The 21,731-nt window shown below is 36.6% G+C and carries 22 protein-coding genes and 1 pseudogene; 22 read left to right on the top strand and 1 reads right to left on the bottom strand.

Features of this window, described 5'->3' with window-relative positions; translation table 11 throughout:
• The first annotated feature begins 381 nt into the window (after window positions 1–381).
• The 6 genes from araD to KS419_RS17710 all read left to right on the top strand — a co-directional run bounded on the left by araD (window position 382) and on the right by KS419_RS17710 (window position 7,405).
• The gene (gene araD, locus KS419_RS17735; protein WP_217067725.1) at window positions 382–1,077 is read left to right on the top strand and encodes an L-ribulose-5-phosphate 4-epimerase; all 696 of its coding nucleotides are present in this window, start codon (window positions 382–384) and stop codon (window positions 1,075–1,077) included.
• 108 nt (window positions 1,078–1,185) lie between these two features.
• Window positions 1,186–2,673, top strand: a complete 1,488-nt coding sequence (gene araA / locus KS419_RS17730) for an L-arabinose isomerase (protein ID WP_217067724.1) — start codon at window positions 1,186–1,188, stop codon at window positions 2,671–2,673.
• Between the two features lie 166 nt (window positions 2,674–2,839).
• Window positions 2,840–3,943, top strand: coding sequence for a GntR family transcriptional regulator (locus KS419_RS17725; RefSeq protein ID WP_217067723.1), 1,104 nt, complete (start codon window positions 2,840–2,842; stop codon window positions 3,941–3,943).
• Window positions 3,944–4,060: 117 nt separating this feature from the next.
• The gene (locus KS419_RS17720) at window positions 4,061–5,548 is read left to right on the top strand and encodes an alpha-N-arabinofuranosidase (protein WP_217067722.1); all 1,488 of its coding nucleotides are present in this window, start codon (window positions 4,061–4,063) and stop codon (window positions 5,546–5,548) included.
• Between the two features lie 14 nt (window positions 5,549–5,562).
• A complete protein-coding gene (locus KS419_RS17715; protein WP_217067721.1) occupies window positions 5,563–5,817 on the top strand; it encodes a DUF6171 family protein in 255 nt (84 codons plus the stop codon).
• Between the two features lie 493 nt (window positions 5,818–6,310).
• Window positions 6,311–7,405 (top strand): GDSL-type esterase/lipase family protein, encoded by a 1,095-nt coding sequence (locus KS419_RS17710; RefSeq protein WP_217067720.1) that lies wholly within the window; start codon window positions 6,311–6,313, stop codon window positions 7,403–7,405.
• A gap of 183 nt (window positions 7,406–7,588) precedes the next feature.
• Here the strand turns inward: KS419_RS17710 and KS419_RS17705 are convergent, their stop codons facing one another.
• Window positions 7,589–8,512, bottom strand: coding sequence for an aldo/keto reductase (locus KS419_RS17705; RefSeq protein WP_217067719.1), 924 nt, complete (start codon window positions 8,510–8,512; stop codon window positions 7,589–7,591).
• Window positions 8,513–8,887: 375 nt separating this feature from the next.
• Between KS419_RS17705 and KS419_RS17700 the strand changes: the two genes are divergently transcribed.
• The 16 genes and pseudogenes from KS419_RS17700 to KS419_RS17625 all read left to right on the top strand — a co-directional run bounded on the left by KS419_RS17700 (window position 8,888) and on the right by KS419_RS17625 (window position 21,653).
• A complete protein-coding gene (locus tag KS419_RS17700; RefSeq protein ID WP_217067718.1) occupies window positions 8,888–9,379 on the top strand; it encodes a PaaI family thioesterase in 492 nt (163 codons plus the stop codon).
• A 104-nt stretch (window positions 9,380–9,483) separates the two neighbouring features.
• A complete protein-coding gene (locus KS419_RS17695) occupies window positions 9,484–9,999 on the top strand; it encodes a hypothetical protein (protein WP_217067717.1) in 516 nt (171 codons plus the stop codon).
• 136 nt (window positions 10,000–10,135) lie between these two features.
• Window positions 10,136–10,612, top strand: coding sequence for a DinB family protein (locus KS419_RS17690; RefSeq protein WP_217067716.1), 477 nt, complete (start codon window positions 10,136–10,138; stop codon window positions 10,610–10,612).
• Between the two features lie 534 nt (window positions 10,613–11,146).
• Window positions 11,147–12,304, top strand: coding sequence for a winged helix-turn-helix domain-containing protein (locus tag KS419_RS17685; protein ID WP_217067715.1), 1,158 nt, complete (start codon window positions 11,147–11,149; stop codon window positions 12,302–12,304).
• 254 nt (window positions 12,305–12,558) lie between these two features.
• Window positions 12,559–13,863 (top strand): MFS transporter, encoded by a 1,305-nt coding sequence (locus KS419_RS17680; RefSeq protein WP_217067714.1) that lies wholly within the window; start codon window positions 12,559–12,561, stop codon window positions 13,861–13,863.
• Between the two features lie 558 nt (window positions 13,864–14,421).
• Complete coding sequence (locus tag KS419_RS17675) at window positions 14,422–15,021, top strand: GNAT family N-acetyltransferase (RefSeq protein WP_217067713.1); 600 nt, start codon at window positions 14,422–14,424, stop codon at window positions 15,019–15,021.
• A gap of 8 nt (window positions 15,022–15,029) precedes the next feature.
• Window positions 15,030–15,471 (top strand): annotated as a pseudogene (locus KS419_RS25015) (tyrosine-type recombinase/integrase); the annotation flags it as partial.
• A gap of 188 nt (window positions 15,472–15,659) precedes the next feature.
• A complete protein-coding gene (locus KS419_RS17665; RefSeq protein WP_217067712.1) occupies window positions 15,660–16,136 on the top strand; it encodes a hypothetical protein in 477 nt (158 codons plus the stop codon).
• A gap of 149 nt (window positions 16,137–16,285) precedes the next feature.
• Window positions 16,286–16,990, top strand: a complete 705-nt coding sequence (locus KS419_RS17660; RefSeq protein ID WP_217067711.1) for a hypothetical protein — start codon at window positions 16,286–16,288, stop codon at window positions 16,988–16,990.
• A gap of 59 nt (window positions 16,991–17,049) precedes the next feature.
• Entirely contained in the window at window positions 17,050–17,268 is a 219-nt protein-coding gene (locus KS419_RS17655; RefSeq protein WP_217067710.1) for a hypothetical protein, read from the top strand.
• A 114-nt stretch (window positions 17,269–17,382) separates the two neighbouring features.
• Window positions 17,383–17,802: a hypothetical protein gene (locus tag KS419_RS17650; protein ID WP_217067709.1), complete on the top strand. Its 420-nt coding sequence runs from the start codon at window positions 17,383–17,385 to the stop codon at window positions 17,800–17,802.
• A gap of 115 nt (window positions 17,803–17,917) precedes the next feature.
• Window positions 17,918–18,427: a GrpB family protein gene (locus tag KS419_RS17645; RefSeq protein WP_217067708.1), complete on the top strand. Its 510-nt coding sequence runs from the start codon at window positions 17,918–17,920 to the stop codon at window positions 18,425–18,427.
• Between the two features lie 120 nt (window positions 18,428–18,547).
• Window positions 18,548–18,835 carry a TIGR04104 family putative zinc finger protein gene (locus KS419_RS25675; RefSeq protein WP_217067707.1) on the top strand — a complete coding sequence of 96 codons (288 nt, stop codon included), beginning with the start codon at window positions 18,548–18,550 and terminating at the stop codon, window positions 18,833–18,835.
• A 787-nt stretch (window positions 18,836–19,622) separates the two neighbouring features.
• Entirely contained in the window at window positions 19,623–20,399 is a 777-nt protein-coding gene (locus KS419_RS17635; protein ID WP_217067706.1) for an arylamine N-acetyltransferase, read from the top strand.
• Between the two features lie 297 nt (window positions 20,400–20,696).
• Window positions 20,697–21,323: an NUDIX hydrolase gene (locus KS419_RS17630; RefSeq protein ID WP_217067705.1), complete on the top strand. Its 627-nt coding sequence runs from the start codon at window positions 20,697–20,699 to the stop codon at window positions 21,321–21,323.
• Window positions 21,324–21,425: 102 nt separating this feature from the next.
• Window positions 21,426–21,653, top strand: coding sequence for a hypothetical protein (locus tag KS419_RS17625; RefSeq protein ID WP_217067704.1), 228 nt, complete (start codon window positions 21,426–21,428; stop codon window positions 21,651–21,653).
• Window positions 21,654–21,731: the final 78 nt, after the last annotated feature.

Genomic DNA, 21,731 nt, shown 5'->3' with positions numbered 1-21,731 from the left:
GAAGGAGGCAATTGTTGCACTTTAGTAGATTTATCACAAATTGCGAAAAATCTGACTGTGATTAAAAACATCATGAGATCACCATAGAAAAGATTGTCATTCATAAAGAGGTTTTAGAAGCAGTTTATTATAGGGTTGATAAGTCTTTCGACAGGCTGATCTTGTTACGTGAAAAAACTTGCGGGGTGATTTCGCAAAAACCTTTCTTCATGATTAGGAGAGGTGGACAGACAAGCCACAATAAATTTATTGAAACTAGAAATGAAGTTCTATGGCATAACTATCAAGTATGTTTTATGAAATTTAGCAGACTAGGAAAACTGGTATACGAGTCCTTTTCCTGTTTGAAAATTTAGTAGCTAATGAAAGGGAGTTAAAAGCATGTTAGAGCAGCTAAAAGAAACGGTTTATAAAGCAAATTTGGCATTACCAAAATTTGAATTGGTTACGTTTACGTGGGGAAATGTAAGTGGGATTGACAGGGAAAAAGGTCTTGTCGTAATCAAACCAAGCGGACTGGAATATTTTGAAATGCGAAGTAGAGACATGGTAGTAGTTGACTTGGACGGAAACGTGGTAGAAGGGGATTGGAAACCATCATCTGATACGGCAACTCACCTTGTCCTTTACAAAGCATTTCCGGAAATCGGCGGGATTGTACATACTCATTCCACATGTGCAACTAGTTGGGCACAGGCTGGTAAACCGATTCCACCATATGGAACAACCCATGCTGACTATTTTTATGGGGATATTCCTTGCACCCGTCCCATGACAGAGGAAGAGATTAAAGGACAATATGAACTGGAAACAGGAAATGTCATTGTGGAAACGTTCCAAAACCAAAACATTGATCCGATGCAAATTCCGGGAGTTCTGGTGAATTCTCATGCACCTTTTTCATGGGGTAAAGACCCTCAAACTGCCGTTCACAATGCGGTTGTGTTAGAGGAAGTGGCAAAGATGGCATGGAAAACACTATCGGTGAATCCAGATACAAAACCGATGGACCAGACTTTGTTGGACCGGCACTTCCTTCGTAAACACGGTGCGAACGCCTACTACGGGCAAAAGTAAACAAGTAAAAAATGCTTTTAAAGGAATAATATTGATGAATAGTATGATAAGCAATTATGTCTTAGAATTATAAATCATTTAATGCAACCCATTCGAGGAGGAAAAATCATGTTGAAAACAAAAAACTATGAATTTTGGTTTGTAACTGGAAGCCAACACCTATACGGTCCAGAAACGATTGAGGAGGTTCAAGAACACTCCAACCAAATTGTTGCAGGATTAAACAGCGACGCTAATATTCCGTTTGAAATTAAAGTAAAACCAGTTTTGACGACAGCAGACGGGATTCGTAAATTATGTATGGAAGCTAATACCGATGAAACGTGTGCAGGAATCATTACATGGATGCATACCTTCTCGCCGGCTAAAATGTGGATTGCAGGACTATCTGAATTAAAAAAGCCGCTGCTTCATTTACACACGCAATTTAACCGGGAGATTCCTTGGGATACAATCGACATGGACTTCATGAACACAAATCAGTCTGCCCACGGGGACAGGGAATATGGATTCATTGGTGCCCGAATGAAGATTGCCCGAAAAGTAGTCGTTGGCCATTGGGAAGACGGGAAAGTCCGAGCAAAAACAGCGAGCTGGATGAGAACGGCAATTGCTGTAACAGATGGTATCAATCTGAAAGTGGCTCGATTCGGAGACAACATGCGTAACGTGGCAGTAACTGAAGGGGATAAAGTGGAAGCGCAAATTAAGTTTGGTTGGACGACCACTGCTTTTGGAATCGGAGATCTAGTTGAACGGATGAACGAAGTAACGGAAGAGGAAGTACAGGCATTATACAAAGAGTACAGCGAACTATATGACATTAACCCACAAGCGGAAACAGATGATTCTTATCGAGAATCCATTATGTATCAGGCTCGAATCGAACTTGGAATGAAATCATTCTTGGAAGAAGGGGGATTCACTGCATTTACCACTAACTTTGAAGATCTCCATGGAATGAAGCAACTGCCAGGACTTGCTGTTCAACGACTGATGGCTCAAGGATACGGCTTTGGTGGGGAAGGGGACTGGAAAACAGCGGCACTTACCCGAATGATGAAAATCGTTGCAGACGGAAAAGGAACTTCTTTCATGGAAGATTACACATATCACTTTGAAGAGGGAAATGAATTAGTTCTTGGATCGCATATGCTCGAAATCTGCCCGACTATAGCGGCAACGAAACCTAAGATTGAGGTTCATCCATTAGGAATCGGTGGAAAGGAAGACCCTGCCCGTATGGTATTTAATGGTCGTGAAGGGCGCGCCCTTAATGCATCCCTCATTGATCTGGGTAATCGATTCCGACTAGTTGTAAATGAAGTAGACGCAGTTAAACCGGAGAAAGAAATGCCAAAACTGCCGGTAGCACAAGTTATCTGGAAGCCACAGCCGTCTTTAAGCGAATCAGCAGAAGCCTGGATCCATGCTGGAGGTGCGCACCACACTGTTTTCTCATTCGAAGTTACGCCAGAGCAGTTGTTTGACTGGGCGAACATGATGGATATTGAGTGCGTGTTTATTAATGAAAAAACGGATGTTATGCAGTTCCAAAATGAATTGAGATGGAATGACATCGCCCGCAGATTTTAAGTGAAACGGTGATAGATATACGGGAAATAAAACGGGGCTTGATTGACTTACAAGCCTCGTTTTTCTTACCTACATGCTTTATGGTATTAGCACTAAAGCTTCCAAGGAAAGATGGTGGCTAGCAGGATAAAAACAATCGAGTTGACATCGTAAATGGGGTTGTAAAATGCAGACAAAATATAGCAAAGTCATACAAGTGATAAAATCACGAATTCTGGATGGGACGTATACACCTAAACAAAAGATAAGCTCAGAAAATGAATTGATGAAAGAGTTTGAGGTGAGCCGTCATACGATTCGAGTGGCCATTGGTCAATTAGTAAATGAAGGATGGCTTTATCGGGAACAAGGTGCCGGAACCTTTTGTGCTGATCGGAAAGAAAACAGAAACTCTTCCTCAAACAAGAGGAATATTGCCATCGTTACGACGTTTATCTCAGACTATATTTTTCCATCGATCATCCGTGGGGCAGAATCCTATTTAAGTGAGCTCGGGTATCAAGTGAGTTTGTATAGTACGAACAACGACATTGATACGGAGAAGCGCATTCTGGAAAACATCTTGTCACAACAGGTGGATGGAGTGATCATTGAGCCGACGAAAAGTGCTTATTCTAATCCGAATATCAATTACTATTTTAATTTGGAGAGAATGAACATTCCATATATCATGATTAACGCCTTTTATGATGAGTTAGAACCAATTTGTCTGGTTGTGGATGATGAAAAAGGTGGTTTCCTTCAGACGGAACATCTTATCAAACTTGGACATAAACAGATTGCTGGCTTTTTCAAAACGGATGATACCCAAGGCGTCAAACGGATGAAAGGTTATATTAAAGCACACCGGAAACATCAAATTCCGATCAATCCAAAAAATATTATCAGCTATAGTACGGAAGAAAAACGAACTAAACCTGCTGCAGAATTGAAAAAACTAATTGATTTACAAACGGATGTACCGACAGCACTTGTGGCATATAACGATGAACTGGCACTAATGCTCTTAGATGTCTTACGGGAATCCAAATTGAAAGTGCCCCAAAAAATGTCTATCGTAGGATTTGACGACTCGTTTTTAGCACAGGCATCAGAAATAAAATTAACGACAATTTCCCATCCTAAGATGAAAATGGGAGAACAGGCAGCAAAGATGATAGTGGAACTAGTGGAAAGCCAGCATCAGTCAACGAAGCAATTGGTGGAATCCGTTATATTTGAACCAGAACTAATCGTTCGTCATTCCACGTCAGAACAGAAGGAAAGTTGAATGACAATTGCTCTTGATCAGAGGCGAAAACTTCATATGAAGGATAATGGGATTCAGGTAACGATATGAAGGTGAAAATGGTCACAAATTATTTTTCAAAGGGAGGATTTACAAGTAATGACGAACAAAGTGGTAATTAATACGGATCTGGAACAGGGAAAAATTAATAAAAACATTTATGGTCATTTTGCGGAGCATTTAGGCCGTTGTATTTATGAAGGATTTTGGGTAGGGGAAGATTCTCCGATCCCAAATACAAATGGTGTCAGGAATGATGTTGTCGAAGCATTGAAGAAGCTGGAGATCCCAGTTTTACGCTGGCCAGGTGGGTGCTTTGCTGATGAGTATCACTGGAAAGATGGTATTGGGCCTCGGGAAAACCGCAAACGAATGGTAAATACTCACTGGGGTGGTGTTATTGAGAACAATCACTTCGGAACACATGAATTTATGATGCTTTGTGACATGCTTGGTGCAGAGCCGTATATTTGTGGAAATGTTGGGAGCGGTACGGTTCAGGAAATGTCTGAATGGGTGGAATATTTGACCATGGACGGCGAATCTCCCATGGCAAATTGGCGAAGGGAAAACGGTCGTGAAGCGCCTTGGAAGCTGACGTATTTTGGTGTGGGGAATGAGAACTGGGGCTGTGGCGGAAACATGCGTCCGGAATATTATGCGGATCTGTACCGTCGATATCAAACGTATGTCCGAAACTATGGAGACAATAAAATATATAAAATTGCTGGCGGTGCCAATGTTGATGACTACAACTGGACCGAGGTTCTCATGAGAGAAGCGGGCAAATTAATGGATGGACTAAGTCTTCATAACTATACCATTCCTGGAGATTTCTGGTTAGGTAAAGGGTCAGCCCTTGATCCTAGTGAAAGCGAATGGTTTATGACGATGAAGAGAGCTCTGCACATGGATGAATTAATTACGAATCACTCCACGATCATGGATAAATATGATCCGGAGAAGCGAGTTGGAATGATCATAGACGAGTGGGGTACTTGGTTTGATGTGGAGCCTGGAACGAATCCTGGATTCCTTTATCAACAAAATACGATTCGTGACGCTTTAGTGGCAGGAGTTCACTTCCATATTTTCCATGACCATAGTGACCGAGTCCAAATGGCGAATATCGCCCAGACCGTCAATGTGCTTCAAGCCATGGTATTGACCGAAGGGGAAAAAATGCTGACGACTCCAACATATCATGTATTTGAAATGTTCAAGGTTCATCAGGATGCCACGAAACTGGCTGTTGATGTGCAATCGGAAGACTATGAATTTAACGGGGAGAAATTATCATCTGTCAGCGTATCAGCTTCCAAGGATGCAACTGGTGTCAAGCATATCAGTCTTTGTAACATCAATCCTAAAGGTGTATCCAGTGTATCAATGAATCTTCGCGGACTTTCTGGTGAGTCCTTTAATGTGACTGGTCGCATTTTGACAGCGGAGGAAACAAATGCCCACAACACATTTGAAAATCCAGATAACGTGAAACCAGCGGCATTCGAAGGATTCACTGTTGAAGGCGATGAAATGAAAGTCACTTTGCCTCCAATGTCTGTTGTTGTGTTAGCTGTGAAGTAGGGTGAGGTTAGTCTATGAGTAAGGGAACCGTGGACCGGGAATGTAAAAGCTGCAGAACGAGTGTGCTAGAAGGGGTTCGTGATATCGATTTTGAGATCGACCCCTCTAAGACCGTAGAGGAGGCAATGTATGAAGAGCGCCTCTCCATCTGTATGGATTGTCCAGATTTACAATATGGAACAACGTGCAAACACTCCGGATGTATCGTCACCTACCGAGCTTATTTAAAGAGTAAATCCTGCCCAGATCCTGCTGGAGCCAAATGGTAGAGATTGAAGCTACTGGAAAACTAGAGTGGAGTAATCGAGTAATGTGTAGGAAGCAGAGCATGCTGTACCATAGAATTGGGCAATGTGTAAAAAAGAAGAAATATGCTCGGCCATGAAAACTATAAGTTTGCAGATTGCCTGCCCAGCCAATTAACCTAGTTAATTGGCTGGGCATTTTTTAATAGGTAAGAATTTATCTATAAGTTTTGGCACCTTCGGGCATTGTCTAGTTCCTTCACCTACTCGCATAGGAACTGAAAAAGTGGTTTTAAACTTTTTCAGTTTCAACATATTCGCTACGGGGCACTTTGGAAGTGATTATAACCGGAGTAGTTGACGCGTTCATGAAAGCCCTATGAACGTGTGAAGAGAGCAAGTGAAGTATCTCACGCGTTCATCCAAAAATTTGTGATAAACAATCAAAAATCCCTTCCATCAATTGAATAAGGAATATTCAGAAAGGACAAAATGAAGTTTAAGGAGGGTTTGTCCAATGAATAAAAATCGAATCTCTATTATTCTTGCACTGCTAATTTTCATAGTACACTTGTCGGCGTCAGAGAAAGAAGTAATAGCCGAAGAACAAAATAGAAAAAAGCTTGTGTCCTTGGGAGATTCGATCACTGCTGGATATAACCTTGATAACTCCGAAAAACAAGCCTTTCCTTTTCTCATTGATGAAGAACGATTCGAGGTGGAAAACCTAGGTGTTCCTGGTTGGACATCCAGTGATTTGCTCTATGTGCTCGAAAATGACGAGACTTTTTGGAGCCCTATACAACATGCTAATATGGTTACTATTAATATTGGTAACAATGACCTCCTCTACGCCATTCAATTTTATGATCTAATAGAGACCGAAGACTTGAATAGCATTGATCCGTTCCAAATAGAAGCAGATGTTCAAAAAGCACAACAAGATTTAGCGGAGAACCTGACCCACATTATCAATACGATACGGGAGCGCACGGAAGCACCAATCATCCTTTATAATCTATATAATCCTGTGATAACTGATGGCACATTCTTTTGGAACCTGGTCTACAACATCATAGACGATATGGTGGAGGATCTTAATGATCATATTTTTTCGAACTACCATTCCCAACTGGATCAGGTTGCGGTTGTGGACGTTCATACTGCGTTTTCAGGAAAACAAGATGAGTACATATTCGAAGGTGACATACATCCAAATGAATTTGGACAAAAAAAACTGGCCAAATTAGCACGGGAAGCAATAAAAAGAGACATAGACGGCAGGTTAGTTTTACAAGAAAAGATTTTTTCAGAAGTGCGTGAACCAGCCATTCCAGCGACGGCACAACCGGAAATGGAACGGATCACAGCAACGGAAACGGAAATCGTAAAAGAGAGGCAAATAGAAGAACAAAAGTCACAGGATTCTCCGTCTATGCTTTCGGGCATTGATACAACTGTAGAACTGGATTTAAGTAAAGTGCTACCGACGTTCACGTTCACCCCCAATCCCTTTTATATACTGGGAGGTTCATTTGTTGGACTTATCATTTTAGTGCTGCTACTTCTCTTGAGGCGAAAAATGCGACGGCGGAGGCATATCTATTTTTAACGTCAGCGAAAGAGGAACCCTTTGAGGAACACGTGGAAGAATCCCAACTAAATAAGAAATTGTCAGGGACCTGGTCCCCGAACTAATATTCGGGGACCAGGTCCCTGACAATTCTGTGAAAAAACCTCCGTTACAGAAATGCAACGGAGGCAAAAGTTAAATCCAGACCAATATTCAAATATGTTATGGCAAAATATTACCCGCTGCACGGTAAATACTGTACCATTCTTCACGTGTGAGGCGGATATCACCAGCTTTGATGCAGTCCGCTAAACGGGCTTCGTTCATCGTTCCAATGACCGGCTGCATATTGGCAGGGTGGCGTAAAAGCCAAGCGATGGCGATCGTTGTGTTCGATACCCCATAGTTGGCAGCAATCTCATCAATCTTTTGATTTAACTCCGGGAACTTATCATTTCCAAGAAATACCCCTTCAAAAAACCCATACTGAAAAGGTGACCAAGGCTGGATCGTAATATCCTTCAGCCGACAATAATCGAGCACACTCCCATCACGGTTTACTGCAGCTTCATTTTCCATGTTCACATTAAAGCCACTATCGATCATCGTTGTATTCGTAATGCTCAATTGAAGCTGGTTGGCAACAATCGGCTGTTTCATATACTTTTTCAAAAGCTCCATTTGCATTGGATTTTGGTTGGAAACACCGAAATGCCGAACTTTTCCTGAGCTTTCCAGAATATCGAAGGCTTCTGCCACTTCCTCCGGTTCCATCAACGTATCCGGCCGGTGAAGAAGAAATACATCGAGATAATCTGTTTTCAAGCGTTTTAAGATGTTATCTACAGAATCTAAAATATGTTCCTTCGAGAAATCAAACATCCCTTTATCTGGACGAATCCCACATTTCGATTGCAGAATAAGCTTTTCCCGGACACTTTCATTCATGTGGACGGCCTCGGCAAAGATCTCTTCACATTCTCCGGCCCCATAAAGATCTGCATGGTCAAAAAAGTTTGCTCCGTTTTCCAATGCTGTTTGTACGAAATGTTCCGCCGCCTTTTTATCCAGGGAATTAATCCGCATACAACCTACTGCTACAACAGGTACCTCTAAACTACTCGTTCCGAGCTTTATTGTTCTCATCATTCATGCTCCTTTTGTAGAAAATTTATCAAGTGAAATTAATTATGTATTGCTTATAATAGTTGTTCCCAAGAATGATTATATCAATAATTAACGAGCCTGTCTGTTTGGAACGACGCACTTGAATGGGGACAACTCATTTGAGCAAATTGAAGAAAAACGACAGTGTTTTTGGTCGAAGTAATTAGGTTCAATGCATCATTTGCCACTGTACACAAAAATGTCACCGTGGCCAAAGCGCCTTGATTAACGATGTTTATATGGAAGGAAAAAAGGTTTGTGACAGTCTTCATCGAATAATTAGTAATAGGGAAACCACTAAACATTCGAATCATATAAAAGAAAATAAATCACAAAAAAGGATGGGAATGCAGAATGATAAACAAAGTGGATAAGATAGAAAGTGCGATACAGGATGTGTATCCAGACGAATTTGCGTGGTGTTATGGATGCGGCAGATTGAATAAAGATGGCCTTCAATTTCGGACGGGCTGGGCTGGAGAGCAAACCATTACCGTCTATACACCACGGCCGGAGCACACGGCGATTCCAGGATTTGTTTATGGCGGTTTAATAGCATCGCTGATTGATTGTCATGGGACAGGTTCAGCAGCCCTTGCCTTGCACGAAAAAAATGGCAATAGGATTGGAGATGGAACCGATGCTCCAAAGTTTGTAACGGCTTCCTTGAAAACGGAGTTCCTCAAGCCAACTCCACATGGTGTCCCTTTGAGGGCAGTGGGGACACTGGAAGAAATCCATCCAAAGAAATGGAAGGTGGACGTGGAAGTTTTCGCAGAAGATGTCCTTTGTGCAAAAGGTGAAGTCGTAGCAGTTTTGATGCCAAAAAGCTTTTTATCGAAATGAGACAGTGTCGGTCCACAGTTTCCTTTAAGACGAGGCTATAGCACAAAACAGCTTTTGCACTAAGGTGGAAACGGGAGCGTATTGCCATTAAAGGGGGGATTATAGTGAGGTGGAAATCATTTATAATGATTCTGTTTTTAGTAGTCCTATTGGTTGGATGTAATAGTACAGAAGGAGATAAGGCACTTATTATATCGAGTGACGTAATAGAAAGTGTAAAAACAGTTCCTGACGATTTTTATGAACAATCAGATGAAAGGGTAATGGTTAAAAAAGTTAACAATCAAGATGAATTTAATACGACTTGGAATGAGTTTGGGCTACAAGATAATCCAAAAGAAATAGATTGGACTAGTAAAGTTACATTTTTCTTAGGGTTAACGGAATCTGGATCGTGCCCGTTCCAATTTAAAGCAGTAGAGCTAAATGCAGATAAAACAACTATGATCGTCCATTTAGATGAGCAATCCAAAAGAGGGGATTGTACAGATGATCTAACGCCAAGAACGATTATAGTAGAGGTTGACCAAGATGAAGTATCAGAAGTTGTATACGTTGAAATCTTTGGTGTAGAAAACCATTACGGTAAAACGCCAAAAGTAGAACTTATTGCTGAATGAACCTCTTTAAAGAAACCAGTGCCTAGAATAATTGTTGAATAAGGCATTTCACATAGATGTTTTTGTTGTATGAAGTGAACGGAAAGTTATCGGAGATTCCTTTGATATAAGACAATAATATGGTAGGAGCATTAATTTGGAAAAGTTTTTTGAATATAACTGGAAAGTAAGAGAAGAATGGTTGGAATGGTGTAATCAACTATCGAATGAAGAGTTGTTAAAAAGTAGAACTGGGGGAGCAGGAAGTATCTTATCTACCCTTTTCCACATTATTGATGTGGAATATAGTTGGATTCGTGGTATTCAAGGCAAAAAAGACGTAGTAGTTGAATTTGCAGATTACAATACGCCTGAGAAGGTTAAATCCCTTTCAGATAGCTTCCGAAATGAAATAGTAGAATTTCTCAAAAGAAATGGAGATGAACCAAAAGATAAAGTTGTGAGTGTCTCTTGGGATGAAGATAATTATACTGTTGATGAAATATTACATCATATCATCGCTCATGAGATACATCACATTGGTCAACTCTCTATTTGGTCAAGGGAATTAGAACTTCCCCCCGTATCAGCTAATTTTATTGGCAGGCAATTCAAATCCATTTATTCTTATTAAAAACTAAGATCCCGTTTCTTCAATAGGACAAATATATTCTTAAGTAAAATTAGATTTGAAGCGAATAGGATAAAAAAGGGAAGATGAGCATTCTAACGGGTTTACTTCAAAGGTTTAAACAAGCCAATCACAAGCAAAATCACATGCGATTTCAAAAGCAGAAATCACATGTGATTTTTTATTGCTATATATGTGTTTTATGGTTAAATATACATGAAATGAAAGTGGTCCACACCACTATTAAAGTAGGTCAAAATAAATATTTCCATCCTTAATTCATAATACAGGTATCAATATCTATTAGATTGGAAAAACGCTGATGTTACGAATGAATTGATATAAGATATAGGAAAATCTTTTCGGAAAAGCGGAAAGAGAATTTGTAGTTAGGGCTTTTAACCTATTAGATGAATATTTTTTTACGGACTGCTATATACCTTTCAGAGAGCTGAGAGTGCAGGTTGTTAATTTGTGAAATATATGACAATATTGAGGCATCAGATTACACAATACATTGAAAAAGGGTGGTGCTGAATGTCCTTACATTTCATCTTAAAAGATTACTGTGTTGATTATAATGGTGAGATAGTTTATCTTTTGAGAAAAGAATATTACTTGTTAAAGTATCTTTTTGAAAATGCAAACCAACCTTTCACGCGATCCCACTTATTAGATGAAGTTTGGAAATTGGAAACGCCTTCTGATCGAACTATTGATGACCACATATACCGGCTAAGAAAGAAGTTAAAGGATTGGGATAACCTTATTTCAATAGATACAGTTAAGGGATTTGGTTATCAACTTTCCAAAAAGGAAATACGGGTAGAAACAGCTCCGGTAGCCTATGATAAAGAATTCCATATTTTAATAGAGAAACTTTTTAATAAGTATAATCTTTATGGATCGGGAGAAGCAATAAATGCGTTGGTTAACCAAAAAGCTTTAAATATTAATATGCCGGTAGATTATAATCCGTTAATTTATTTTATGAAAGGTGATTTTTGGTGGTTTGTTCAAGATTATAAACACCAAATGTCTAGCAAATTATTATTTCTTATATATTTATTTTCGGTTATCTCAAAAGACTATCGCCAAACGATCGTTTATATTAAAAATGGGTTGGAAAAGAAACTTTTTCCTGATCATGTTATATATGAAGTTGAAAACATTACGTTGCTCTATGCTTATGTATTTTCTAGAGAGTTCGCACTTGCTAAGGAACAAATGACAAAAATTGAAAAGAACTCCCCCGAGATAACTGAACAAAGTAATGATCTTTATCCTTCTTATTTAATAATTAGTTTAATTAAAGCTATGTGTTTAAGGGAAAACAAAAAGGTTCAAGATATAATCGTCAAGCTAGATATGTTTTTTTCTGAAAAACCCTATCAGCGTGAGTTAGGGATTTATACAGTAATAAAAGGTCTATTTGGTATCCAGAGTGGACGGGAGAAAGATGGCCGTGCAGATATTGAAAAGGGATTTGAAACAATAAAAAAAACAAAGTACAAATCTCATATATTTACTGCTATAGATATTTGTATGTTTTTACTTGCGGAAGATGTTAAGGACGATCTTACTCACCAGGATATTTACGAAAAATGGAAATCACTGAATAAAGAGTATCAATTTACAACACTTATTAAAAGTATAAAAATAATCCTGGAGGAACAAGTGGGGGGAGAGAGTTAAATTAACAACAATATGTATCCTTGTTTTTAATGAAATCGCTTCTTTAGGAGGCGCGATTTACGTTGTCTGTCGACACACGATAAATAACTTAATTGCTACTCAGGAATAAGTCTACTCATTAGCGGTTCGTTGATAATAAAAAAATAAACAAATTTCTCCCTCTGATACTCCTATGACATAGCACCCCTATAATTATAGTTAAATAAAGTCATAAAAAGGACTTTTACTACCTATTCATATGGGGGAATTGAAAAATGACTGAAATCACTGCAAAACAACCTTCAATTTGGAAAAATGGAATCTTTATGAGATTGTTTGCCTCTTATACGGTATCGATGATGGGGAATTATTTTGATACGATTGCTCTTATGATTTTATTTGGGTATATTTGGAAAGTTGATCCCGTATTGATTGCGTTGATACCTGTAGCTATGGCATTACCTCAAGCTTTGCTAAGTCAGTTTTCTGGTGTCTTAACCGATAGAGTAAATAAAGTAAAGATAATGATGTATTCAGATTTACTTACCGCTGTACTTACTTTATTTCTATTATTAATAGCAAGTCCATGGATTGCTTTATTAATTATCACTCTTCGATCAATAGTAAATGTGGTTCATTTTCCTGCTCAACAAGGGCTGATAAAGGAAGTTGTATCGGAGGTACAAATCTTAAAAGCAATTTCTCTTAACGGGATAGTTATGCAAATTTCTAAAATTATCGCACCGTTTGTTGGTGGAATTTTGGCCAGTGCATTTTCACCTCAATTATGTATACTTATTAATGCAATTGCTTTCTTCCTTTCAACTCTTATCCTTTTGAGTATTATAGTACAGAAAAACATAAAATATAAAGCTGTTGCAGAAGACCTGTCGCATGAAGCTAATGTTGAAAAAAAAGAGGGATTCTGGAAATCCTGGAAAGATGGATGGAAATCAGTTTTTCAGAGTCGGATACTTTTGGCTGGTTTTGGTTTTTTCTTTATGGCATTACTTGTGATGAGTATGGTCGATATTCAAGCAATTATATTGCTGCGGGAAATCGCCCCGAATCGTCCAGAAATGATAGGTTGGCTTGCAGCTGCTTCAGGGTTCGGAGCAGTTTTGATGATAATGATTTTAAACCGCTTTGAAATTTTATACGGGTATGGATGGTTAATGGGGGGCAGTTTAATTTGTCTTGGTGTAGGCTATGGTGGGATGGGGTTATTACAAGTCGGATTTTCAAGCTGGATTGTAATAATATATGGGATTATCCTCGGAGTTGGTGTAGGTTTATATACTGTGGGTTTTCAATATATTATGCAAAGGCACACGGTTAAAAATAATATCGGGCGTGTATCAGGAATAAGTAATTCCATAGCAAGTTTTTGTGTAGTAATTGGACCATTATTTGGAGGGATACTTGTTGAAAGTATAGGGCCGAGCATCATTTTTATAACTATAGGAATCACGAATGTGCTATTAGGTGCTATTGGGATAATGTTTCAAAGGATATTATGGAAACACCAACCAAGCAGTGTGCTGGAATTTCCGGAAACTTCGAAGAAGAGCAACGTGTAGAAAATAAAGTTTGATCAAAATAGCTAGTAAATCCACGTATAGCTGCAAATAGAAAAAATTCATTGTTAGTAAAAGATTAATTAAAATGGATATCTATACAGCAAATTTCAGACTACCTCGTCAATTCTTCTCCGTGCGCCATGAGGTGAATGTGAAATTTCAGGAATGTTTCTAACCGCTATTGAGGTGAACTGTCACCACTACACCCCTGTACATCTTGGAGGAGATGACAACTTTAACAACCTTCGTATTCTCCATAAAGAGATACATAAGACATATAAAAGACACATAATGAATTAACAGTATTGTATAATTCACTGAAAATTGCTATAATTATTTTTGTTAGGAAATTAATGGTAGTGAGGAGGGGATTCGTATGACAAAATTTAAAAACTATAATGAAGGTTCTTTCCCCTCGAAAAATAGGTGAATTTTATATTTACGAAAAGTGTTCTTTTCAAATGAGTGAGACCTTCGTTTAGTTACGAAGGTCTTTATTTATTAATAATCCATTCCTAACACGAATAACTGATTCTTATATAAAAGGAGATTAATATAATGGAAATTAGACAATATAATTCACAAGATGAAATTGGATGGGTACGATGCAGGTTACTATCATTTTTGGATACAGCATATTTTGATAATGTGATAAGAGAAAAAGAGAAGTTCAAAAACCCTTCAATTGAGTTAGTTGCAGTTGTAGATGGTCAAGTAGTAGGTTTGATTGATGTTGAATATGAGGTTAAAGAACGGACTGTTTGTTCAAGAGGAGACGGTCTTGGTGGAATGATATGGCATATTGCAGTTCACCCAGATTACCAAAGAAAAGGGATAGGTAATCTTCTTTTGACAGAAGCTGAGAAAATAGCTACGGACGTAGGACTGAATCGCTTAGAGGCATGGACCAGGGATGATATTTGGGTAAATAAATGGTATGAAAAAAATGGTTTTTCTAAGGAAGATTCTTATTTACATGTATTTATTGAAACTGGTGATGAATTCAAAGGTACGTTAACCAGCTCTGCACATGATTTGGTACCAATACAAGCATTCGCTCATTATTTAGGTAAAGACAAAGACTTAATAAAAGAGAAGTTTAATCGTGTACATGAATGCATTTGTTATGAGAAGAAATTAAGTAGTAATTTAATCTAAATTGGTAATCAACAGGTTGTCGATTCGGAGAAATTGTATTACTAGATAAAGAAAGTATCAGCTTAGAAAGTCGTCGATCATTGCAAGAGGAAAAGGAGGTAAAGAACGGGAAGTGTATTTTAATATTCGTTGTGAGATATGGCTAAAAAAGGTACTCGGAAGAACGAATGGATACCAATAGGGCATTATTTGTAACGGAGAGACCCCCCTCGCCGCTTGAGTATTGCACAGATGAGGTATGTAATAAAACGTATATCCAGTAGAGCTGGAATAAATAAAAGCATTCATCCTCACCAACATAGACATAGCTATGCCACTCATATGTTGAATAATGGTGCTCCATTAGAAGTAATACAGAATCTATTAGGACATTAAAAAAGTGAGACAACAAAGATTTATGCACAACTTAGTGGTGCAATGCGGAGAGAATTATACCGCAAATACTTCTGATAAAATGAATAAATATCCCCTTTGGTTAAACATTTATTTGGAAAATAATGTTAAACTGAAGGGGAGGAGAGTTCAAGAAGACAACTGGGTCTTTTAACAGTTCTTTTCACCTAGAGACTTAATTATAGAGAATTGCGAATATACGTTCCTTTGTGTTAATATTTTAGAAAAAACTGGAGGAACCGACGATGGTTGAGTTAAAAAAATTCAGAAAGACAAAATACTGTTTAATGATATTGATACTATTTTTATTCGCTTGTCATATACAGGAAAATGGTGAACTAGAAGAAGTTCTTTACTATCATACAGGTAAGTTAATTACTATTGTAGACCAAAGAAATGAACCAGTGAACAAAATGGATGGAATCACTTACACGTTAACTATGGATGAATTTAATCCAACTGAACCTGTTTTTAATGAATACATTGCTACATTTCCAGATGATTATGAAGGGTTTGGATACATTGATTTAAGCGAAAGGACAAAAATTTATATTAAAAGTCAGAATAAAAAAACATTAATTTCTCCTTCCGAATTATCATCCTACTCTCAACCTGCTGGGGATAGCACTACCAATTATCAAAAATTAGGGGTTTGGATAACTCCTCATAATAAGTGGGGTTCTTCAATTGAAGCAGTTGAAGTCGAAATTTTAATTGACTAACATAACAAAATTGTGATGGTTTACACTTAAACTAAATTCTGCGCTAGCATCATAAGCTGGCGTTTCCTTTGTGGTGCTCTATTGGGGCGGTTGGATGAAAAAGGATTTGCAATTTAGCGTATTTAATTTTACTGAAAAGTGGTGTACTAATGAAACAAAAAGTAGCAGGAGTATTCTTATTAGTAGTTATAATTATAATTAGTATTTGGGGAGTTAATCAATATTTAGATAAGCAAAGATATGAGAATTACTTATCATTACAAATAGCTAATAACATCTCTACACTCATATCTTCTATAACGGCAAACCAACAGATTTATAACGAGATTATTAGTTCGAAAACTATATCATTGGGACAAGTAGAAACGCTTTATGATAATAATTATTCTATTGTTAGGATTACTCAGGACTATCAACAGTTTGCTATTGCTTTAAAGAGATTAGATAGAGATTCTGTCAATAATTTACCAGCTAACAATTCTACTAATATCGCAAATTTCTTTTATCTTTTAATCTGGGATATTGCAAAAGAAGAAGGATTTGATAAAGATATTAGAGAATCTCACTTTCCTTACGAATTAACATACACAAGTAAATTTGAAGTCGAGCAAAATGAAATTGAAAAAATAAAAAAGATTCGAGAATTAAATGAACTATGGTTAACTACTATCGTTGAAAACGTTGTTGGTGTTTCAGATAACGGTAGACTTAATCCAGATGTTTATTTTGATACTTATAAAGATGAAGCAGTAATATCCGAATACTGGGTAGATATAGTCACAGAAATGGATGGTTATACAAGAGATTTTCTTGAACATAACTTTTTAGACAACATTGGAACAATTTTATATTGATTTGAGTGAATTCGTATTAAACAAACGGAGAGCGATAGTTCAAGAGGCTCTTTCTACTTATGTTCAACAAATGGGGTGAAGAATTTAATAATTATAAAGGGGGAGAAACAATGCTATATACTTTCGGTTTCACTATAATTTTTGCTGTAATATATATGATAATTACACTAACATTAAGTGACGTTGCTGGTACCGATACGGTAACACAATTAAATTATGGACTCATCGTAGGTGCCTTGATTTGGATTGGCATAAAATTGACCGACAGAGAAGGTTAGTGACTTTGTGAGGCTTTACACTTAAAGTAACGGAGAGCTTTAGTTGTAACCTTCGCTTTCGTTATGGCGCTAACGGGAAAAGTTTAAGAAAAATGGTTATTAGGCGGGGAAACAATGATTAAGAAACTATTGAAAATATTTGGTTTTAGGGATAGAAATGCACTAGTAAATATTACTTTGGATAACATCCAAAACAAGATGTATGAAATAGGAGCTCATAAGGAATTTGTTGAAGAAATAATGTATGTTTTAGAAAACAGGTTTAATAAATATGGTAAAAAAGAATTCCAAGAATGGTTTAATGGATTAAATTATAGATTACCAGAGGAATTTAACGATGAAAAAGTTGCTTTAAAGATATATGAAAAGCATTCGCTTTTAATTGAGGAACAAGTAAAAAAATTAGAACAAGAAACAAAATTATCTTGGGAAATACAAACAGAAGAATTAAAAAACATAAATGAAAAAGCAAGAAAAGTTCAGTTAGTAATAAGAGATAGGCTTTCAGACATTGCCTTAGACTTATTGAGCTAAGGGGGTGCGTTAGCACAAGAAGCTGTTGCTGTTCCTTCTTCAACAAACGGGGATGGTCTATAAAATTCTAATCTACTCCAATAAATAGAAATTAAAAAAAGGGAAGTACAGCAAAATGAAAATTCGGCTTACAGATTATAGTGAAATTTGGTTCCAAATGTTTGAGACTGAGGCGGAGTTCCTTAAAGCAATATTTGGTGAGGAGATAATAAAGTGTGAGCATTTTGGGAGTACGTCAGTTCGTGGTATGAAAGCAAAGCCTGTAATCGATATGATGTGTATTGTCAAAAACATTAAGAAGGTTGATATATTCAATAACCAAATGGAGTCTCTTGGATATGATGTAGCTGGAGATTGGGGTATTCCAGGTAGAAGGTTATTTAGAAAAGGCGGGCTTAACAGAACTCATCATATACATTTTTATCAATTTGATAATCCTGAAATTGAAAGGCATTTGATTTTTCGAGATTATCTGAGGTCTCATCCTACAGAAGTAGATAATTACAGTCGGTTCAAAGAAGACTTAGCTCAACGTTACGATACTACAAGGGAATACAGTCCAGCAAAAAAGAAATTTGTAAGTGAGATGGAACAAAAAGCACTCCGTTGGTTTTCAGAAAGTTAGAATAAGGTATCTTGTGAATTGACGTACTTAAACAAACGGGAGCATTGGTTGAGGCGTCGATATAACAAGTGTAGATATTGTTGACTTCCTTATTCAATTGAAAAGTTCTAGGAGGTAAATATGAAGCTTTCAAAATGTAAAAAATGTACCCACCAATTTAACTGGCTTAAAGTTTATAAATCCCTATGGTTTAACAATCCACAGAGAAGAATTATTCAATGTAGCAAATGCGGAACAAAACATGACCTCTCCCCACGTTCGAGATTTGTTTCTTTAGTTCTTCTTATACCAATGCTTATATTTGGTGTGATGTTTACTAATCTATTTTCAGTAAATATATTCTCATTTTCTCTTACTAATATATTTGATAATTTTTATCTTACTAATAATAAGTTTTGCAAGTTTTAGTGCAGCAGAGAAAGCAAAGAAAAAAAGAACAAGTTTAAAGTTTACCTTTAGCGTTACTTTAGCTGTAATGCTACCATTTTTAGTTGAAGGAATTGTAATATATGCTTTGTCTATTGTTCTTTTTACAACACTCCAGTTTATTCTTTATGATGTTGGATTGATGGGAAATCAGAGATAAATCACTCTACCTTCTTCAACCAAATAAGTGCGATAGCTTAATAATCTATAGCTGACCCTTTTAAACAAACGGATGCAATAGTGCAAGAAGCCGTTGCTCCGTTGTGATGCTAACGAACAGTTTAGTTAAATGTTGTATCATTTAAAGAAAACGGAGGTTTTGAACAAAAGTATGAAATATTTAAAAGGTTTGTACGTTGTTATGGCAGTAATGGTATTTGTTAATTTGACAAGTGAATATATTTTTATAGGTGAGTATTCAGCTATCGCAAGCTCGGTTATAGTCCTTTTATTTATCTTTGGTACTATATTTTATGTTAATGCAAGACATTATCTATCCAAGAAATAATTTGCTTGGTTTTCAAGATGAAATATAACCTTGGTCTTCAACAAACGGGAGCATTAGTGGAACAGACGGTCGCTGCCGCTGTGTCGAACGGGGAGAATACTACAATAAGCTACAGTTGATTTATCATAAAAATAAGACAATAGAATTTAAAATTTGGAGTTCATATGAATGCTAATTGTGATATCTATTGTTCTATTTATTTTCGAACTTTTATTATAGTTGCTGACCTATTAAATCTTATGAGTGAGGAGATAAACTTTTATGGTAAACGACAAATTAATCAATAAAATATTAAATTTTCTTTCGGTAAAAAAAGAACATACTAATCTATCATTCCTAAATAAAATAGTTAAAAATCATCAAGAGAAAATTAAATGGGAAACACTGACAAAGGTTATTGATTGGCAAAATGGAGAAGAAACTGGTCAGTTTTTACCTTCAATCGATATTTATTTTGAACGTGTTATAAATAAAGGGATGGGTGGAACGTGTTGGACACATTCGGTCGGGCTTCATTGGTTATTAACCCAACTAGGCTTTACCGTTTATTACGTTTATATGGAGCCAGGTCACATTTGCCTTAGAGTAGAACTTGACCAACCTTATTATGTTGATGTTGGGTATTGTGCACCTTTATTTCAAGCGTATCCGATGTTTGAAAGCTTTAAAGTCAAAGACCAAAGAGAAATATTTGATTACTCTGTCACCAATGAAGGTATAAAAATAATAAGAACTCCAGGACCTGTCAAAACTTTAAATCCGAATCCTATTATTTTACAAGACATGAAGCCAATAATTCAAAGCTCTAATAATTGGGATACATCTCCTGTACTTAGAGAGATACAAATTTTTGGATATATTAATGGTGTACCAACTTCTTTGAAGAAAAATGTTTTAAAACAACACTTTCAAACAGGGAAAAGTGAAAAAGTATTAAACAAGGGAGAAATAGAATATTGGGTAACACAGTTATTTGGAATAGATAAAGCCATGTATAATAAAGCACTGGAGATATATGAAAACAAAATGAAAATCTGAGTCCTTGAATTTCTTATTGAACAAACGGGTCGTTTCTGCAATAAGCAGAGACGCTTTTATACATTTTTAACCTAAATAAAAGGGAATTAGTGTTAACATTGAAATAGAGTATAAAAGATATTGAAGTAACGGGGAAAATCCTTCAATAAGCAAATGTGATTTCGATTGCACTAACGGAGCAAGAGTTGAATAAGGAAAGCTTTTGCTGAATTAGAACTATTCTCTTCTATTACTATTTGTGCAGTTAAATTTAAGGACGAGAATTAGAAAAAGAGATAATTCATGGGAGGATATTTTATGGGAGAGCAAGAGAAATTAAAGGTTTTCGATGATAATAGAAACCACATAGGAATTGCTTCACGTAGTGATGTACATAAGAACGGATATTGGCATGAAGCATTTCATTGTTGGTTTATTAGAAATGAACAAGGAATAGATTACATCTATCTACAACTTCGTAGTAAAAATAAAAAAGACTACCCTAACCTATTAGATATTACTGCTGCTGGACATTTATTAGCTGATGAGACAGTTCAAGACGGAGTAAGGGAAATAAAAGAAGAAATAGGAATAGATTTAGCTTTTGAGGATTTAATTCCGTTAGGTATAATTGATTATTGTGTTGTGAAAGAAAATTTCATAGATAAAGAATCAGCAAACGTTTTTTTATATAAGAGCAAGAATACCTTTGATGATTTTACACTTCAACTTGAAGAAGTTTCAGGAATAGCTAGAGCAATATTTACCGACTTTACTCAACTTTGGTTTGGTGATAGAGAGGAAATAGAAATCAATGGGTTTGAAATAAATAAGGATGGTAATAAGCTTATTATTAAAGAAAATGTAAACATAGATAAACACGTACCACATCACGTTTCTTATTATAAAGAAGTTATTCAACTGATACAGGAAAAGATTAAGTAGAACTTTTACTTATGTCACTAACGGGGAGGATTGTTCAATAAAATTAATCCCTTCTTGTTGTAAGAAAACTATTTTTAACTAAGCATTAAAGGAGAGAATTTTTTGTTTTCATATTTGATAATTTTTATCTTACTAATAATAAGTTTTGCAAGTTTTAGTGCAGCAGAAAAAGCAAAGAAAAAAAGAACAAGTTTAAAGTTTACCTTTAGCGTTACTTTAGCTGTAATGCTACCATTTTTAGTTGAAGGAACTGTACTATATGCTTTGTCTATCGTTCTTTTTACAACACTCCAGTTTATTCTTTATGATATTGGATTGATGGGAAATTAGAGATAAATCACTCTACCTTCTTCAACCAAATAAGTGCGATAGCTCAATAATCTATAGCTGACCCTTTTAAACAAACGG

The organism is Evansella tamaricis (assembly GCF_019042215.1).
GTDB classification, from domain to species: domain Bacteria; phylum Bacillota; class Bacilli; order Bacillales; family Salisediminibacteriaceae; genus Evansella; species Evansella tamaricis.
The sequence above is the reverse complement of the archived record's forward strand: the minus strand, read 5'-3'. Positions and strand labels throughout refer to the sequence as shown.

Coding starts and splice junctions, on each gene's coding strand:
- KS419_RS17650 (WP_217067709.1), top strand. CDS start 17,383: ATGATTAAGAAACTATTGAAAATATTTGGTTTTAGGGATAGAAATGCA.
- KS419_RS17630 (WP_217067705.1), top strand. CDS start 20,697: ATGGGAGAGCAAGAGAAATTAAAGGTTTTCGATGATAATAGAAACCAC.
- KS419_RS17680 (WP_217067714.1), top strand. CDS start 12,559: ATGACTGAAATCACTGCAAAACAACCTTCAATTTGGAAAAATGGAATC.
- KS419_RS17660 (WP_217067711.1), top strand. CDS start 16,286: ATGAAACAAAAAGTAGCAGGAGTATTCTTATTAGTAGTTATAATTATA.
- KS419_RS17725 (WP_217067723.1), top strand. CDS start 2,840: ATGCAGACAAAATATAGCAAAGTCATACAAGTGATAAAATCACGAATT.
- araA (WP_217067724.1), top strand. CDS start 1,186: ATGTTGAAAACAAAAAACTATGAATTTTGGTTTGTAACTGGAAGCCAA.
- KS419_RS17685 (WP_217067715.1), top strand. CDS start 11,147: ATGTCCTTACATTTCATCTTAAAAGATTACTGTGTTGATTATAATGGT.
- KS419_RS25675 (WP_217067707.1), top strand. CDS start 18,548: ATGAAGCTTTCAAAATGTAAAAAATGTACCCACCAATTTAACTGGCTT.
- KS419_RS17715 (WP_217067721.1), top strand. CDS start 5,563: ATGAGTAAGGGAACCGTGGACCGGGAATGTAAAAGCTGCAGAACGAGT.
- KS419_RS17700 (WP_217067718.1), top strand. CDS start 8,888: ATGATAAACAAAGTGGATAAGATAGAAAGTGCGATACAGGATGTGTAT.
- KS419_RS17635 (WP_217067706.1), top strand. CDS start 19,623: ATGGTAAACGACAAATTAATCAATAAAATATTAAATTTTCTTTCGGTA.
- KS419_RS17710 (WP_217067720.1), top strand. CDS start 6,311: ATGAATAAAAATCGAATCTCTATTATTCTTGCACTGCTAATTTTCATA.
- KS419_RS17705 (WP_217067719.1), bottom strand. CDS start 8,512: ATGAGAACAATAAAGCTCGGAACGAGTAGTTTAGAGGTACCTGTTGTA.
- KS419_RS17665 (WP_217067712.1), top strand. CDS start 15,660: ATGGTTGAGTTAAAAAAATTCAGAAAGACAAAATACTGTTTAATGATA.
- KS419_RS17645 (WP_217067708.1), top strand. CDS start 17,918: ATGAAAATTCGGCTTACAGATTATAGTGAAATTTGGTTCCAAATGTTT.
- KS419_RS17655 (WP_217067710.1), top strand. CDS start 17,050: ATGTTCAACAAATGGGGTGAAGAATTTAATAATTATAAAGGGGGAGAA.
- araD (WP_217067725.1), top strand. CDS start 382: ATGTTAGAGCAGCTAAAAGAAACGGTTTATAAAGCAAATTTGGCATTA.
- KS419_RS17675 (WP_217067713.1), top strand. CDS start 14,422: ATGGAAATTAGACAATATAATTCACAAGATGAAATTGGATGGGTACGA.
- KS419_RS17720 (WP_217067722.1), top strand. CDS start 4,061: ATGACGAACAAAGTGGTAATTAATACGGATCTGGAACAGGGAAAAATT.